This is a genomic window from Microcoleus sp. T3_B1 (genome assembly GCF_036700445.1).
GTDB lineage: Bacteria > Cyanobacteriota > Cyanobacteriia > Cyanobacteriales > Microcoleaceae > Microcoleus.
This window is the reverse complement of sequence record NZ_JAUBOX010000004.1, coordinates 184,165-198,020: the sequence shown is the minus strand read 5'-3', so window position 1 is coordinate 198,020 and position 13,856 is coordinate 184,165. Positions and strand designations below refer to the sequence as shown.

Sequence of the window (13,856 nt, the reverse complement as noted above, 5' to 3'; positions counted from 1 at the left end):
GATCCGCCCTTGGCTTTGGGATGAATGTGCTCTACTTGTAGAGGTGTATCAACAACTCCACAATACGCGCACTTTCTCTCCCATTTATTGAGTAAATATTCGCGGATCTCGTAGCCACATAAAACACCTTGCTGATACTCCAATCCGCTAATTTCCGGGTTTTCTATTTGCTGGAGGTCGAACCGCACAAGTTCTTGAACAACAGAAGAAATTGGCGCAACCTTTATCAATCTAGTTACCCATGTTAGGGTTGTTTCGACACGATGTTGTAAGCTTGGAGCCAGCCACCCTTTCGGGCGAGTTCTATTTAAAAATCTAGCTTTTCGGTAGCGGGTATGGCGATTTCTTCTGCCTCTACGCAATGAACGGCGCGACTCCAGACTGGCTTTGATAGCTTGCCCCCTGTGGGTTAGTTCTGCGCCAAAGATTACGTTTTCTCCTTGGACTAATGCGATTCCCGTGGTTTTGGAGCCAGGATCTAATTTAAGAGTGATTGGTTTTTGGGGTACTGTTACCTCTACTTTGAGAATTATCGTGAATGGATACCTCCTGAAAACAGCAGCTTTGCCAGTGGTTAGCAATTTACGAGCCATTCCTGGGCGGATTGGATTGAGCGGTCTTTTTTGAGTATCACGTACAAAAACAAAATTAGACATTAAATGTCCTCCATTTCTGGGTAATGTTTGCTTCGTCAATGTTTAAGGTCGGTAACTATTTCAAAAGCACTGGCTTAACCCTTACACCTGTTTAACTTTTGAATTCTAGAGCAGAAAACTAGCACGCATTTTCTGGTAGGTACTTGAACGCTTACCTTAAACGTAGTGGGCGAACCACTTAGACTGGTCAACTCGGCTTTTTCAAGCCCACACCGTATCGGTACTCCGTAGCTTGCGGGTCGCGTAGCGACATCGGTGTCGGGTGATTGACTAGCAATCTAGTAGGCGATTGATTGTTGATTAAAGCTTCTGTGTCTGTAGTTGCACAAAATGCGCTATCTGTCCAACTACAAACCGCAGCGATTAATGATTAGCAATGATGACTCCACCCAAACACAGGTACTTGCTTTCCGAGGCTATCGAGGGTCTAGAAAAAAAATTAGATTACAGAGTTTAAGCTTCCAGATTCATCTGTTATCGAGTAAATCTAAAATCTAAAATCTAAAATCTAAAATCGACTGACTTAGGAACCTTTGTTGTCCGGTGCTTAAAGTTACAAACTAGCAAACAGTCTGTCCCAAGTTTTGCCTCCCACAACTCCGTCTACAGGAATATCCGCTTGTCGCTGAAATCTTTTCACTGCATCTTCGGTTGTCGGACCGAACACGCCATCAATTACGATCGGGTGTGGGGACAATCCCCGCGCGTTCAACAACTTTTGCAGTTTCTTCACATCGTGCCCTTTCGAGCCGCATTTTAAAATCCTTTTATGGTGTTTCACTGCTGGTTGATGGCAATCATCAGTGTGGCAAACTGCGGAGCCTGCTGCATAGTTGGCTCTACTTGTGCCAGTCAAAACTAATAGAGCGAGAATTGCTAGTAAATAATAAAAAGTCTGTGTTCCGGCCATACTTTCCCTGTTAAATTTTCAAGCGTTTTTTGTAATTTGGACGATTGTTTGAGGGTGAGAAACCGGGTTTATAGGATGGGGGCATCCAATCTTGATTGACCAGGTTTCTGGCAACAGTCAACCGACATTCTACAATATAAGTGGCTTTACTGCAAAATCTCCGATCGTGCAAGTTAAATTTTGTTGCTGTTTGGTAGCAGCAAAGGTAACAATTACTTCGCAAGCAACTGCAACCGTCAGCATTACCAAGTTTCGCGCCAGCGGGTAATCGCAAACGTCATCATTCGCCGCTGAAGGAACCCGATAGTGTTGGTTCCAAATTATTTCGGAATAATCGGCAGCTAATCCGACGTGCACGCAGGGAAGGGAGGCACTCGCACAGTAATCCTTGACTGCTTGCCGCCCGACACTGTTATCAAAAGTATCGATGACTGTGGCGCTGTTGGCAAGCAGCCGATCGGCATTTGCGGGTGTCAATTCTTTTGAGTGCGCGTCAATGCTGACTCCCAAAGCCCGGTAGAGGTTGTTGGCGAGAATTTTGGCTTTGAATGCGCCGATGTCCGATCGATAATAGGGTTGAGTGGAAAGGTTGCGTTCCTCGATGCGATCGCGATCGATGACTTTTAACTGACAAAAGCCCGATCTCGCCAGACTTTCTGTAATATTCGCACCCAAAGCGCCCGCCCCGCACACCGTTACCGGGAAATTTTTGATCTGCGACATCACTGCGGCACTTCTGTAAAGTTGTTCGTGAAAAAATATGCTCATGGTCAGTAGTCAGTAGTCAGTAGTCAGTAGTCAGTAGTCATTATTTCCTATCTATCTTCAACTACTCCAACCAATGATTGCAAGTCGAAGTCTTTGTCCAATCCGCTGAGACAAATGCCAGCACTCATAACTGTCAAGTCATTTTTGGCGATCGCAGAAGTGTGATGTTCTCCAGTCCCGCTAGTCCATTCAACCAGCCAATAATGTTTGCGATCGCAAAAATCCCGCAATTCACCGCCACCCATTTTTAGCGCCCGCTGCAAGCGCTGTTGATCCCGCACTTTCGGATCGAAATCTTTAATATTTCGGGACACCAATTCGTAAACAGTTCGCATTTCCGGCGTCATCCCTTTAAAGCGAACTTCTTGAGGCAAAATCAACTTTTTCAAAGCAGCTTTTAAGTTCTCAGACTGCCGCGGATCGGCGCGCCTGTCAATCTCTTCAAACCACAAACAATGACCGTCCCACCGCGCAACGATCTGCTCAAACTGCGAACCTTTAGTTACTAAATGCACTGCTACGGGTTTCGCAACACCAGTACGCTGTTTAGCATCAGATTCATTAACAGGATAAGCCAGCCACGTTTGCCCTTGCAGCACGCAGGCTAAGTGCAAGCGAACGGGTACGAGCAGTTGCAAATACTCTGCCACTTGCGGCAAAATCGGCTCCTCAATTACTGCAGCAATTTCCTCATTAATCGGCCTAAAAATCGCCCATCCTTCAAAGTTGCGCGGCTGCGGTTGAAAAGTATAAACCATTGAGCTAACTCTTACCCGCACGCTTCCCCCGCGCACGCATGGAGCCAGGAATTGGGTATCGAGTAGCTGCCCTTCTTGGGCAGCGAGTTGGCTGAGGATTTTGCGGATATCTGCCACTGAATTGACCTCCATCATCTTACTTTTCGTTACCTAAAACACTTTTAATTTAAAAGAAATATAAAGATTGTTTAACACTATTGACAGGACTTAATCTCCTAATCTAATATTGAGCGAACCTCGCAACTTAACCTGGTAAATATCGTAAGTAAATATGCTGAAAAAGCTTTTTTCTAAGTGGGTTGTAGTCACAGCTTTGACACTTCCTCTTTTTGGCTCAGTCCAGGTAGCTAAAGCTCAGGACAGCTATGGAGCTACTGCTTATTCTCCGACTTCTGACGCCACTGGTATTAGTTGGGATCATGCTACAGAGAAAGAAGCACTAAACGCAGCAGTAGCCGTCTGCAATGAACAAAGCGGAGGTGCGAACGACTGCGAAGCGCTGACCTCTAATAGCAATAATTGTGGAGCGATCGCAGTAGGCAAAGGAGGAGCCGGTGCGGGCTGGGGCGACGATAAAGCCGCAGCAGAAGCTCAAGCTCTCGCCGGTTGCAGCGAACTAGAGGGCGGCAGTTGTAAAGTGCAGCTTTCAGCTTGCAACAACTAATTAAACTGATAAAAATCGGTGGCAGAGGTGTATATGTTGGCTGCTAAAACAGCTTAAAAAATAGTAAATGTATGGTGTGCAATGCACACCATACCAAATACAACTCAGCTAAAATTAGGGTACGCAATGCACACCCTACGCAGTTAATCTCCTACTTCGGAAGTAACTGCATCTGGTGGCAGCAAACTTTCTAATCTATCTTTAGACCAGTATTCAGTAGGGTAAGCAAGTGCAATAATATCAGAGAGTCGAATCAGCCACGTAACTTGTCCGTAAGCATCGATATTTTCCGCCTGTTCGTTAGGGGGAACTATCACCAAAAGTTCCGCAAACTCCCCGAACAAATTAATCGGGATGCCGCCGAAACTGCTATTATTTGTTTTAATCCAAACTTTACTGCCTCGATCGAGAGCTTCTTGGAGTCGCTGGCAGAGCAAACTGGATTTTTTGACCTGGGATTTTTTGGCTTTCGACTTTTTTCCCATAGTTTTAAGTAGTTAAAGTAGTTGTATTGTGGATTGCACAGTGGGTTGCACAGTTCGTTAGACAGTGGGTTGAGATATAGTGCGCTCGCGGTTTGGTATTGAAACGGACTGAAGCAAAAAGGGATCTCGCCCCGTCCCTACCCCATTACTCTAGTCTATAAGAAAGTGCTGTACTGCGATCGTAATAACAATTTAATGGCAAAATCGCCAAATGACACCAGTTCCCAAAAAATGCGACTCTAGCCAAGCTTCAAACCCTTAATTCATCAGTGATTCCCAATCTAAAATCTAAAATCTAAAATCTAACATGGTATGACCTGCGGTGGCACTGTTACAAAGTCAGTCAACGATGCCCGTGTTTCTACTGTGTCCAAATGCAGTATAATCGGCGGAATCTTCCCAAATCGTTTAAGTAAAACAATGGACTGGCGAAAGCTCATTCATCCAAACCCGAAAGCTTCAACAAGTCAACCAGCAGCGCCAGAAACTCGATTGTCTGTAGAATTTTTGCTAGGGCTCTTTGCTGCGGGATGGACTCAACAGCAGGTGTTAGAAAAATATCCCGCACTGACTTCGGAAAAGTTACGCGCTGCTTTGGCTGCTGCGGATTCCCACTTAGTCTCAGCCATCGCTAATCCAGAATTACAAGAAATTATTGATCAAACTAGAGAATAATTGAAAAAAGGTAAAAAGTTGTTGCTTGAGGATATTGAGGGAGATGTTTGGTAGTAAAGAACGATATTAAATCTCAGCTTCCCCTTAAATTTTCTCTAACTCTTTCCCGAAACTCCAACACAGCCTCAAGGGGGTCAGGCCGTTGTACATACTCTGCAATCACTGATAAATCCAAATTCGGCAGCAACTCGCTTTGCTGCATTTTTTCATATTCCTCTCCCCGAAGATGATAAACCTCAAAGCGACGATTTTTCCAGAACCAAACCTCTGTGATTCCGAGCTTTTTGTAAACTGCTAACTTGTCCAGGCCGCCACTGCTGAGTACAACCTCGATCGCCAAATCAGGAAATTCTTTTTCTGTACCGATACAATAGCACTCGTCCGGTTCTGTACCGCCCTTTTTTGCTTGAATGCGGAAGGTAGTTGAACCCAATCCCCAAAACCTAGTCCGTGTTTCTTGAAAATACGCTTCTAGCAGCATCCCAATATTGGTTTTATCTCGATCGTGACGGCGACTTGGGGACATAATTTCCAGCACTTCATCTAAATAAGTAACCCGATACCAAGGACTATCTCCCAGTTGAGTCAGTAATTGTTCATACTGTTGCCAACTTACCCCACTGGTAATAAATCTTTCCACGGGATCTTCGGTAAGAAGCTCTAGTTCGTTTGCCAAATCTTTGATTAATATTGAAGTCACCAACAGCTCCTCCCAAGTTTAGAGTATAGTTGAAGATTGTGATGTAAATATCTACCTAAAAAATTACGATTCTGTTTCTGTGAATTGTCGCTGATGCTGACGCATTCCTCCTAGCATAGCTTGCTGTAAGGGATCTAGTCCATCTGCATAATCATCATTGATGCTGTCTAGCAGTTGTCGATCGCGATCGGTTTGTAAGCTGTTACTAGCGATCGCTACCTTATCCTCAGTATCATCCTCTTCATCAAGCCCAAATTTTTTGCAAATTTCATCGAGTGTCTGAGGTTGAACAACTCTTGCTTTAGCTCTCTTTAATGCTGTCAGCAAACGAGTTGCATTAACGGGCGATCTCAACAAATAAAGAGTTTCTAGCAAACTTTCTAATTCGACCTCAGACATCAAAACCGCATTTTTGCCGTTAGGTCTAGTAATAACTATTACTTCCCCCGTTTCAACAGTGCGGTCGCAGAGATTTTCTAAATTTGCTTGAGCTTCAGCATATGTAATCTCAGTTGACATAAAATTCTAACTCCCACTAAATTAAGGTTTCAACTTTGCTCGCTTTACTAATAGTGATAGCGCCCTTTAAGAAAATTGATACGCTCATCACTTACTAAATAAACAATACGATGTTCTTTATTCAAGCGACGCGACCACGCGCCCGACAACTCGTATTTCAGGGGTTCCGGCTTGCCAATGCCTTCAAACGGGTCTCGCAGAATTTCTCTGACCATTTTGATTAAGCGTAACGCCATCTTGCGGTCAGTTTGTACCCAATATTCTAGGTCTTCTAAAAACTCAGGCTGAAAAACTGCCTGACGTTCTACGCGATCGCTCTCACCCTCAGCACTCATCTGGCAAACCCTGAATCATTTTTTCAATTTTATGCTCCCTGCTAGAAAAAATAAGGTGAGCATTGCTCGCCAGCTTAACTGACGAGTCATGCCCAATTATATCACTTATCATCCCTCACAGGCAACGAAGTATCCAGAATTTCCATCAACAATTCCAGCCGCGAAGGACGACTCAACATCGGCACTAAATTCGGCAAGGAGTAGTAATCGCCGGCAAACGTAAAGGTTTCCACCGATACTTGTTTGTCCTTTAATTGCTTCTGGACATATTCGCACCAAGAACCAACTCGCACAATCACCACATCAGGAATTACCCCCAAACTGCGGCAGTAATTCTGATAAGCATCCGCGAAATAAGGTGCAGCATTTTCGCCTTCATCTGTTACCATAATGAATTGCTCGACAACCTGCTTTTTAAGCCGCATTGCTTCCACCGCGCAACCGCAACTTGTGCCGCCGCCAGCGCGAATGTGCTTGAAAGCGCCTTCCCAGTCTGTCAATTCGCTGCCGTTTGCTTCCACTCGATACGGCATCGTGTCAAAGGCATAAACGAACAGTGCAGCCTTGGAAATGCCGGAAATCAAAGCAGCGAGACGCTTCCCGACTTCGATCGCACTTTCCATCGAACCAGACTTGTCAATCAACAAACCAGTTGCTTTCGCAATCTTGCCGCGCTTCTTCACCTGTTCGTTTGTCACCGCTTCCAGCTTCGCCGCCGTTGCTGCGTCGAAGTTCGCGCCCGCACCCGCAACACTCGCTTTGTAAGCAGAAACCCGATCGCACTTTGCCGCTTCATCCAGCTTCGAGTCAATCAACTGCTTGACTTCCGCGTGATCCATCGCCCCGCGCGACTGAATCGATTTCAAATTGTTGATGACTTCCTGCGGCGACATCGAGTTAATCAGCGCGGCCAAAACTGTTGGCGTTAGCTGTCTGATCGCACCAACTGCGATCGTATATGGAATCTTGTACTCAACAATCAAATTCGCCTGTTCCGCAGGTGTCGCCGCCTTTGCTAACTGCTTCAAAACGAATGCCAGAGAGTCGGACGGCGGATTGTCTTTAAACAGGATAGCATTAGCGCGATCGCTCGGCTTGACGTGCAGCGTTGCGTACAAATGCTTCATCGCCTTGCGGTTGCGGAGGGCGGCGCGATCGAAAAACTGTGCATTCTTTTCCCGCGATTTCAGATAGCGAGTGACAGCAGTGCGCGCGCTGCGAGGCATCTTATTCTGGTGCCGCTTCATAAAGTCCACAATCCGCGAAACTTCGTAGGGAGGGAACTCTTGCAGCATCATAAACCCGGCATCCCGGTGTTCCGTCAGCGCCGAAGTTAGCAAATTTCCGACAAAAACTTCCTTGTGGTCGCGCACGTCGCCTTGACGCTGATACCAGACTGCTAAATGACCGTAAAATATTGGGTCTAATTCGACAATTAACTTGTGGATTTCTGCTACTTTTTCTAATTGGCGGTGAGGAGTTGTCAGCAGGCTGTTGAGCATTTCCAAACGTAAATCGCGTTCTACTGTATTCATATTCATTGGTGTTACCTAATATTTTGCACCTTGCGCCTTAGTCCGCCAGGGATTGAAATCCCTGGCTCAAAGCTTAAGTCCTCTTAAGAGGACTGAAATGCGTGTTTACAAATGTATTTTTTGTGATTAAAAACCAACAAAAACAAATATTTTTAGTCCTCTTTAGAGCCAGTAATTTCAATCCCTGGCTCAAAGCTAAAGTCCTCTTAAGAGGACTAAAATGCGTGGTTAAAAATGTATTTTTTGTGATTAAAAACCAACAAAAACAAATATCTTTAGTCCTCTTCAGAGGACTTTAGCTATTAGACAGGGATTTCAATCCCTGGCGGACTATTTCGGAGTCGAGTGACTTCAAATCTGGTTCCATCCAGCTATTTCTGGCTTCCCATGACATCAGGCGATCCTGGGTGTAATAGCGAAATGGTAAAGTACGCGCGTGCGGAGCTATCCCGTAGGGAATCGGCATATTTTGCAATCAAACCGTTAGCCAGATGTACGATCGAGCGATTTTGGCTTTCATCGGCGAGATACCGGCGAATAGTTCGCACCCAAAACAGCGTTAGTGTTTCGTGATACCCGCTGTTTTTTGTAGTTTCAATTCCTTGAGCCGAGTTGTAACGTTTAATGCCATTCCGCACCGCATTTATCGCTTCTGGCTCCGAGTCATAACACAGATACCACAGGGCAACGGTTAAATGTGCTTCGTGCGTCCATTGACTTCGCGACAGGTTGCCTTCTTGGAAGGCATGAATCAGACTGTCTATCTCCTTGGGCGATCGGTAAATTGCCAGTTTTTTTCTCATGGCTAATACCCAATTTATTTTTGAGGACGGAAGTCTTCAATACAAACAGGATTACTTAATTATTATCCTGAATTAACAACAAGAGTTTATAGCGCCTAAAATGTCACTTCGCGCAAGTCAAGAAAGCCGTTGGCACATACGCAGGAGTTGAACCCGCGACCAGTTCCTTAAAAGGGAATTGCTCTACCAATGAGCTAGTATGTAAGCTTCCTTTGTTGGGGCGCGAAGTGGAACTTTTAAGCGTCGGATAGATATAAAAAATTTAGCTATAAAAGGCAGCGCACAAGTCAGAGAAGCTTTTTTTCACGCTCTCGAAAGGTAGGAATTGAACCTACTATTCGATTTTAAGTGGAACGTTTTTAGTTTGTAAGCTTCTTTAGTTGGGGTGCGCTGTCTAATACGTGCTTTAAGTGAATTTCTAGCCGTAAACAGCTTCTGGCCGAACAATTAAATCACCGCTGGGACGGCGATCCAGAACGTAAGACTCGAAGCGAGATCCCTTGACATCAAAATGATTTGCCAGACGTTCCTTAATAGCCTTGTCGCTCATTCCTGCCGCGATACCCAGTTGGTCTTCGGCCAGATCGTAGGAACGTCCTTCAAAACGAATGTGAACCATTACCGATACCTCCTAGAGCAATTGTGGATTTTGGATTAGTAGCTTATCTGCTCTCGACTTTGGCTTTTTGTAAGACTTGGCAAATTGCCAGTATCGGTAAAGATTCACGAAATCTGATAATCTTTACTGAAAGAAGCGCCGTTCTAAATGATAAGCTTGTTTAATTTTGCGGATTTCCTCAGCCTTTTTGGTTGATTGAAATCTGGCTGAACTTGTCTGTTCTGAATCCGCATCAAATTCGTTGAAATTAGACTGATTTCGTACAACATCTGACTCATGCCGAGTCAGTTTGTAACCGAACAGTCTCGTATAAAGTAACAACATGACCATCGAGTCTATATTACAAGACTTTCAAATTGATCTTCGTTGAAATTTTGAGCAATATTTAGTTGTCAAGGTTCAGAATTTGCACGAAAAATACAGGTTTTTGCTTGTCCTGCGCTTTCCATATTTATATACTACATAGGTACTACACAGGTGTCAAGGGGGTAGCAAAAGTTTTTTTAGATCGGATATCTCGCACTATTGTCAGGAACAGGCAAGATGCCTGTTCCACAAAGAATGAATTTGATTGTGGGGTGGGCATCCTGCCCGCCTGTGAATTTGATTGTGGGGAGTAGGGGTTGGGCAGGAGAGCCCGCCCATAATTAGATAGGACTTATGCACGGGTAGGCAGAAACCGGGTTGTTTCACCAAAAAATATCGATTAAACATCCTTAACATAGGAAATGCTGTTGCGAATATTGTGGAAGCCAGCAGACTCGTAAAGTCGCATCGCACCTGATGAATTTTCAGCATCGACGCCGAGAATAGCAGTAGCCACACCGGCAGCTTTGAGTCGATGCAAACCAGCGAGCAACATCGCTCGTCCCAATCCCATTTTGCGGAAGCCGCGCCGAGTGCCGAGACAAGCAATCCAGCCTTCATTGCGCCCGGTACGATCGCACTCTTGCACACTAATCTGGCAGTAACAAAAACTGACAAATGTGCCGTCATCAGCAACAGCAATCAGGTCTAAATCATTTCTGTAATCGGGTTTAGCTAACTCGTGCTTAAATTTATTCACTGTTAAATCGTGATGATTCCAGTGATCGATAAACGACTGGTTGAACATTTCTACCCAAGCTGGGGCATCCTGTTCGCCGGGGAACTGACGCAGCGCGAAACCTTCGGGGAAGTGCGGTTCGGGGATCGGTTCAGAGAGCGATCGCGCCATGCGGCAAAAATAGCGATCGACCTTAAAACCGCAACTTGTCAGCACAGAAATGCGATCGCAATCCTCAGCGCGAGCGTAGGTTCGCAGCTTCACGCGCCCGCCCCGCATCGCAGACACCTCGCGCATCCGCACTTCACCCCAGGCGATCGCGGCTGCTTCCACATCGCCTCCGCGCGCACCTGGGTGAACGCGAAACCACAGCCAACCGTCAATTACTTCCCCCGGTACAGAAACCGACAACTGAGCAAAACCGATTAATTTTCCCTCCGCATCTTCCCAAAGGCGGATATCGCGGGCTTGGTCTAGAGACGGTGCGTTAAATTCTTGTTGTAGTTCCGAGATGGAAGTGCCTTCATCGAGCCGATCGACTTCTTCGCAAGTATTGATTAAATGGGCGATCGCATCTAAATCGCGATCGCCCGCATAGCAGCGCCCTGAGAGATTTGCCATCATAGCTAATCACCATTTCCTGTTGTTATTCAGTTTCAAAATAGCTTGGGCGATCGCACTTTTATCGATCGGATGAGCCGATTGACATTAAAAATCCGACAACGCAAACACTCACTGTAATCCAACCGCTACCGCCCTTGGCTGCTATCGTGAGCGAAAAATGGGCGAAAAGGGACATACTAGAGACAGTTTAAAGTCTCAAAGCCTTGTGAATAGTAGGTTATTGGGGATGGGAGTAGAAGGACTTGAACCTTCGACCTTGAGATTAAGAGTCACCTGCTCTAACCAACTGAGCTATACTCCCGCATCTAGAATAGTATAACACAATATTTTAATTTTCGCATATTTCACCTTTTTTATTAAGTTGTGTGGTTACTGGGTGCTTCTGAATGTAACCAATAGGTCCAATCGCTCCCTTGGTTAGAGATTTGCGATCGACCTTTTTATTTGTTAGCGTACAGTTTCGCAGCAGCAGCCATTTTATCGCGCTGCGCCCGCATCTCTACAGACGATCGCAGCAAGGTGCGATCGGTACTCCGAAAGAGGATAAGCTGGTGTCAACTAAACATGACTGCTTGAAATGGCTGACAAAGAAGAGACTGCTGTGATTAAAGTCACAGTTCCCAAGCGTTTGCACGAAAAACTGAGAAAAATCTCCCAGCAGACAGGAGTTCCTATGTCCACTCTGCTAGTCATGGCGGCCGTCAAGGAATACAACCTCGTGGACGAAACTGAGGATAAGTAACTATTAGTATACCGTGAGTACCCTTGAAAGGTACTATATGGCATATTTCAGGAATAGTCAACCCTGGAGGTGTACTTGTGACTCAAGATGAACTCGAAGCCCTTGTCGATGAACTCGGCTTAGCGTCAGTCGTCAGCCTGCTGGCAAATATCTGCCACAACAAAGCCCGACAAACCTTGTGCCTGAAGGGACAAGGGGCTACTCCTTATACCGCTTGGAACAGCAACGGCTTCTTGCTGAAGCAGTTGATGACCAGACTGCGGCCAATCGGCAGCTACGATCGCGATTTAGACCTCAAGAACAACTGAGGTTCTGAGGTTCAACCCGTGCAAGTGCGTAAAGCATTGGTTTTAGTCGGTTAACAGCCGAGTATGTATGCTTTAACTGTTAGGGCACGGGTTGAAACTCTTCGATTTGGACTTGAACCTTGAAATGGAGAGGACGGGACTCGAACCCGCATCGATCGACAGCAACTTTCAGGAAACGCGCTTCCTTACTGCCCGCAAGCAGACGGGAACTGCCCCCATCTCGGACTGTTAATTCCTTTCAGTGCCTCCGCAACCCGCTGCCAGTTTGCGTTTCCAGGGAACGTCGCGAAGCAACTTTTTACCCTACTCAACAAACCCGATCGTCCTTTTGGGAGCCGCTTTTCCAAAGTTTTTACGGTGCCATTCCACTTAGGCGACCTCCCCATAATTTTTCTCAGTATATGAGAGCAAAGCTCGTGAAAAAATCAACCATAATTCTCCCTTATTTATATATAAAATCATAAGCAATCCACCGAGGAGGTACTGCCCCTCCTATCCCCGCGTTATCAGCACGGTGTCTCGCTTTTCGACTTCCGGTGGTTAATTAAAAGGAAGATGAAGGAATCGAACCCTTACAGTTACCTGTACCCCAGTTTTCAAGACGGGTTGCCAACCATTTAGCGGCATCTTCCTTATTAATCATGCTATGATTTAGTCTGAAGTTAATTTACCAGTTTACTTAACTCTCATTGCATATCGATAGGAGTCGAACTACAATTTCGGTAATTGCAAATTAGCTACTTTCCTTTTGGCATTGCATACCTGTATGATTTCGACTCTGTTTTGCCCAGTAACCCCTAGTAGGTTTCTCAATGTCATAAGCTTTACACCATTTCTCCACTGCTTTGTCACTCACACCAAAATCTATAGCTATATGAGTAGTTGGTTTTTCCCAGACTAGCTTTTGCAAATCCTCTTTAGAAGGACGCTCAACTTTTCTGGAGTTAATTCTTGGAGAGCCACATTTCTTCATTCTTACTTTTATTTCTTTTTTCCCATTGGCACAATCATTTATCCTCCCATTTTCTGAAGCAATATGTGTCTCTAATACTTGGTTGTCGATTGCCTGCTTTACTCTTTGATTTTTGTTACCCCAATTTTCTGTTTGTTGATGGCAATTTGGACATAAGAACCTGAGATTTTCTAATCGATTGTCATCGTGAACTCCATTGATGCGATCTAAGTGCAAAGCTAAGGGCTTATCTCTCCACTGGTCAATCCCGCATTCATTACATTTATAATCCCAACCTTTTTGAATTAATCTTTTAGTCAACTTGGGGCCACCATTATAAGTTGAACACTCTACAAATACCTCCTCATCAGGATATGTATTCTTAGTTCGATTCTGCCAAATTGCAGGATTACTACTAGCAGTTTCTCCCTTAGCCCAAGAAGCCCCAACAAAATGTTGAGTTGAAATTCCTAAGTTTTTAAGACGCGAACTAATATTCCTGCGATTCCCTCCTGTTTTTCCCAAACCCAATTTTTTAAGCACCTCAGTAAGCGTAATGCTTTCCCTGACGATGGGCTCTAAAAGCTCCTTGGTGTACTTAGATTTTTTAGGCATTTGTAGTGTTTTCAGTCTTTACTAAACAATATAGCGCGATAATGAGTACGTCGTTAGTTGAAATAACCAACGTCTCGATCTCTTCGATTTCAGACACCGAAAGTGGAGTCAAGGAGAATCGAACTCCTGGCCTCTTGCGTGCA

The 13,856-nt window shown here is 45.1% G+C and carries 17 protein-coding genes and 2 tRNA genes; 4 read left to right on the top strand and 15 right to left on the bottom strand.

Annotated elements, in window-relative coordinates; all coding sequences use genetic code 11:
- The 4 genes from iscB to QT990_RS04455 all read right to left on the bottom strand — a co-directional run.
- Positions 1 to 656: RNA-guided endonuclease IscB (iscB, locus tag QT990_RS04470; RefSeq protein ID WP_333464974.1), on the bottom strand; the 656-nt coding region annotated here is incomplete at its 3' end.
- Between the two features lie 553 nt (positions 657 to 1,209).
- The gene (locus QT990_RS04465; protein WP_333145280.1) at positions 1,210 to 1,566 is read right to left on the bottom strand and encodes a peptidoglycan-binding domain-containing protein; all 357 of its coding nucleotides are present in this window, start codon (positions 1,564 to 1,566) and stop codon (positions 1,210 to 1,212) included.
- A gap of 129 nt (positions 1,567 to 1,695) precedes the next feature.
- Positions 1,696 to 2,334: a ThiF family adenylyltransferase gene (locus QT990_RS04460; RefSeq protein WP_333145281.1), complete on the bottom strand. Its 639-nt coding sequence runs from the start codon at positions 2,332 to 2,334 to the stop codon at positions 1,696 to 1,698.
- A gap of 47 nt (positions 2,335 to 2,381) precedes the next feature.
- The gene (locus QT990_RS04455; RefSeq protein ID WP_333145282.1) at positions 2,382 to 3,227 is read right to left on the bottom strand and encodes a hypothetical protein; all 846 of its coding nucleotides are present in this window, start codon (positions 3,225 to 3,227) and stop codon (positions 2,382 to 2,384) included.
- A 136-nt stretch (positions 3,228 to 3,363) separates the two neighbouring features.
- Between QT990_RS04455 and QT990_RS04450 the strand changes: the two genes are divergently transcribed.
- Positions 3,364 to 3,756: a DUF4189 domain-containing protein gene (locus QT990_RS04450; RefSeq protein ID WP_333145283.1), complete on the top strand. Its 393-nt coding sequence runs from the start codon at positions 3,364 to 3,366 to the stop codon at positions 3,754 to 3,756.
- A 143-nt stretch (positions 3,757 to 3,899) separates the two neighbouring features.
- Here the strand turns inward: QT990_RS04450 and QT990_RS04445 are convergent, their stop codons facing one another.
- Positions 3,900 to 4,241: a hypothetical protein gene (locus QT990_RS04445; protein WP_015174354.1), complete on the bottom strand. Its 342-nt coding sequence runs from the start codon at positions 4,239 to 4,241 to the stop codon at positions 3,900 to 3,902.
- 420 nt (positions 4,242 to 4,661) lie between these two features.
- Here QT990_RS04445 and QT990_RS04440 point away from each other — a divergent pair, with 420 nt between their 5' ends.
- Positions 4,662 to 4,916, top strand: coding sequence for a DUF433 domain-containing protein (locus QT990_RS04440; protein ID WP_333145284.1), 255 nt, complete (start codon positions 4,662 to 4,664; stop codon positions 4,914 to 4,916).
- A 73-nt stretch (positions 4,917 to 4,989) separates the two neighbouring features.
- Here QT990_RS04440 and QT990_RS04435 read toward each other — a convergent pair whose 3' ends face one another.
- From QT990_RS04435 to QT990_RS04395, 9 genes are all read right to left on the bottom strand, one after another.
- Positions 4,990 to 5,616 carry a Uma2 family endonuclease gene (locus QT990_RS04435; protein WP_333145285.1) on the bottom strand — a complete coding sequence of 209 codons (627 nt, stop codon included), beginning with the start codon at positions 5,614 to 5,616 and terminating at the stop codon, positions 4,990 to 4,992.
- Positions 5,617 to 5,679: 63 nt separating this feature from the next.
- Entirely contained in the window at positions 5,680 to 6,135 is a 456-nt protein-coding gene (locus QT990_RS04430) for a type II toxin-antitoxin system prevent-host-death family antitoxin (RefSeq protein WP_333145286.1), read from the bottom strand.
- Positions 6,136 to 6,182: 47 nt separating this feature from the next.
- Complete coding sequence (locus tag QT990_RS04425) at positions 6,183 to 6,470, bottom strand: Txe/YoeB family addiction module toxin (protein ID WP_333145287.1); 288 nt, start codon at positions 6,468 to 6,470, stop codon at positions 6,183 to 6,185.
- Positions 6,471 to 6,571: 101 nt separating this feature from the next.
- Positions 6,572 to 8,011 carry a hypothetical protein gene (locus tag QT990_RS04420; RefSeq protein ID WP_333464973.1) on the bottom strand — a complete coding sequence of 480 codons (1,440 nt, stop codon included), beginning with the start codon at positions 8,009 to 8,011 and terminating at the stop codon, positions 6,572 to 6,574.
- 365 nt (positions 8,012 to 8,376) lie between these two features.
- Positions 8,377 to 8,808, bottom strand: coding sequence for a hypothetical protein (locus QT990_RS04415; RefSeq protein ID WP_333145290.1), 432 nt, complete (start codon positions 8,806 to 8,808; stop codon positions 8,377 to 8,379).
- A gap of 130 nt (positions 8,809 to 8,938) precedes the next feature.
- A tRNA-Lys gene (locus tag QT990_RS04410) sits at positions 8,939 to 9,011 on the bottom strand.
- A gap of 215 nt (positions 9,012 to 9,226) precedes the next feature.
- Complete coding sequence (locus QT990_RS04405; RefSeq protein WP_333101629.1) at positions 9,227 to 9,427, bottom strand: hypothetical protein; 201 nt, start codon at positions 9,425 to 9,427, stop codon at positions 9,227 to 9,229.
- A gap of 706 nt (positions 9,428 to 10,133) precedes the next feature.
- Positions 10,134 to 11,096 (bottom strand): GNAT family N-acetyltransferase, encoded by a 963-nt coding sequence (locus QT990_RS04400; protein WP_333145291.1) that lies wholly within the window; start codon positions 11,094 to 11,096, stop codon positions 10,134 to 10,136.
- 227 nt (positions 11,097 to 11,323) lie between these two features.
- A tRNA-Lys gene (locus QT990_RS04395) sits at positions 11,324 to 11,397 on the bottom strand.
- 276 nt (positions 11,398 to 11,673) lie between these two features.
- Between QT990_RS04395 and QT990_RS04390 the strand changes: the two genes are divergently transcribed.
- Complete coding sequence (locus tag QT990_RS04390; RefSeq protein WP_333145292.1) at positions 11,674 to 11,838, top strand: ribbon-helix-helix domain-containing protein; 165 nt, start codon at positions 11,674 to 11,676, stop codon at positions 11,836 to 11,838.
- Positions 11,839 to 11,915: 77 nt separating this feature from the next.
- On the top strand, positions 11,916 to 12,146 hold the full coding sequence (locus tag QT990_RS04385; protein WP_333145293.1) for a hypothetical protein: 231 nt from the start codon (positions 11,916 to 11,918) through the stop codon (positions 12,144 to 12,146).
- A 733-nt stretch (positions 12,147 to 12,879) separates the two neighbouring features.
- On the opposite strand, the gene QT990_RS04380 is transcribed toward QT990_RS04385, so the two are convergent.
- The gene (locus QT990_RS04380) at positions 12,880 to 13,713 is read right to left on the bottom strand and encodes an HNH endonuclease signature motif containing protein (protein ID WP_333145294.1); all 834 of its coding nucleotides are present in this window, start codon (positions 13,711 to 13,713) and stop codon (positions 12,880 to 12,882) included.
- Between the last annotated feature and the right edge of the window lie 143 nt (positions 13,714 to 13,856).

Excerpts from the sequence above, each read along its gene's own strand:
- QT990_RS04465 (WP_333145280.1), bottom strand. The coding sequence starts at position 1,566 with ATGGCCGGAACACAGACTTTTTATTATTTACTAGCAATTCTCGCTCTA.
- QT990_RS04460 (WP_333145281.1), bottom strand. The coding sequence starts at position 2,334 with ATGAGCATATTTTTTCACGAACAACTTTACAGAAGTGCCGCAGTGATG.
- QT990_RS04455 (WP_333145282.1), bottom strand. The coding sequence starts at position 3,227 with ATGATGGAGGTCAATTCAGTGGCAGATATCCGCAAAATCCTCAGCCAA.
- QT990_RS04450 (WP_333145283.1), top strand. The coding sequence starts at position 3,364 with ATGCTGAAAAAGCTTTTTTCTAAGTGGGTTGTAGTCACAGCTTTGACA.
- QT990_RS04445 (WP_015174354.1), bottom strand. The coding sequence starts at position 4,241 with ATGGGAAAAAAGTCGAAAGCCAAAAAATCCCAGGTCAAAAAATCCAGT.
- QT990_RS04440 (WP_333145284.1), top strand. The coding sequence starts at position 4,662 with ATGGACTGGCGAAAGCTCATTCATCCAAACCCGAAAGCTTCAACAAGT.
- QT990_RS04430 (WP_333145286.1), bottom strand. The coding sequence starts at position 6,135 with ATGTCAACTGAGATTACATATGCTGAAGCTCAAGCAAATTTAGAAAAT.
- QT990_RS04425 (WP_333145287.1), bottom strand. The coding sequence starts at position 6,470 with ATGAGTGCTGAGGGTGAGAGCGATCGCGTAGAACGTCAGGCAGTTTTT.
- QT990_RS04420 (WP_333464973.1), bottom strand. The coding sequence starts at position 8,011 with ATGAATATGAATACAGTAGAACGCGATTTACGTTTGGAAATGCTCAAC.
- QT990_RS04415 (WP_333145290.1), bottom strand. The coding sequence starts at position 8,808 with ATGAGAAAAAAACTGGCAATTTACCGATCGCCCAAGGAGATAGACAGT.
- QT990_RS04405 (WP_333101629.1), bottom strand. The coding sequence starts at position 9,427 with ATGGTTCACATTCGTTTTGAAGGACGTTCCTACGATCTGGCCGAAGAC.
- QT990_RS04400 (WP_333145291.1), bottom strand. The coding sequence starts at position 11,096 with ATGATGGCAAATCTCTCAGGGCGCTGCTATGCGGGCGATCGCGATTTA.
- QT990_RS04390 (WP_333145292.1), top strand. The coding sequence starts at position 11,674 with ATGGCTGACAAAGAAGAGACTGCTGTGATTAAAGTCACAGTTCCCAAG.
- QT990_RS04380 (WP_333145294.1), bottom strand. The coding sequence starts at position 13,713 with ATGCCTAAAAAATCTAAGTACACCAAGGAGCTTTTAGAGCCCATCGTC.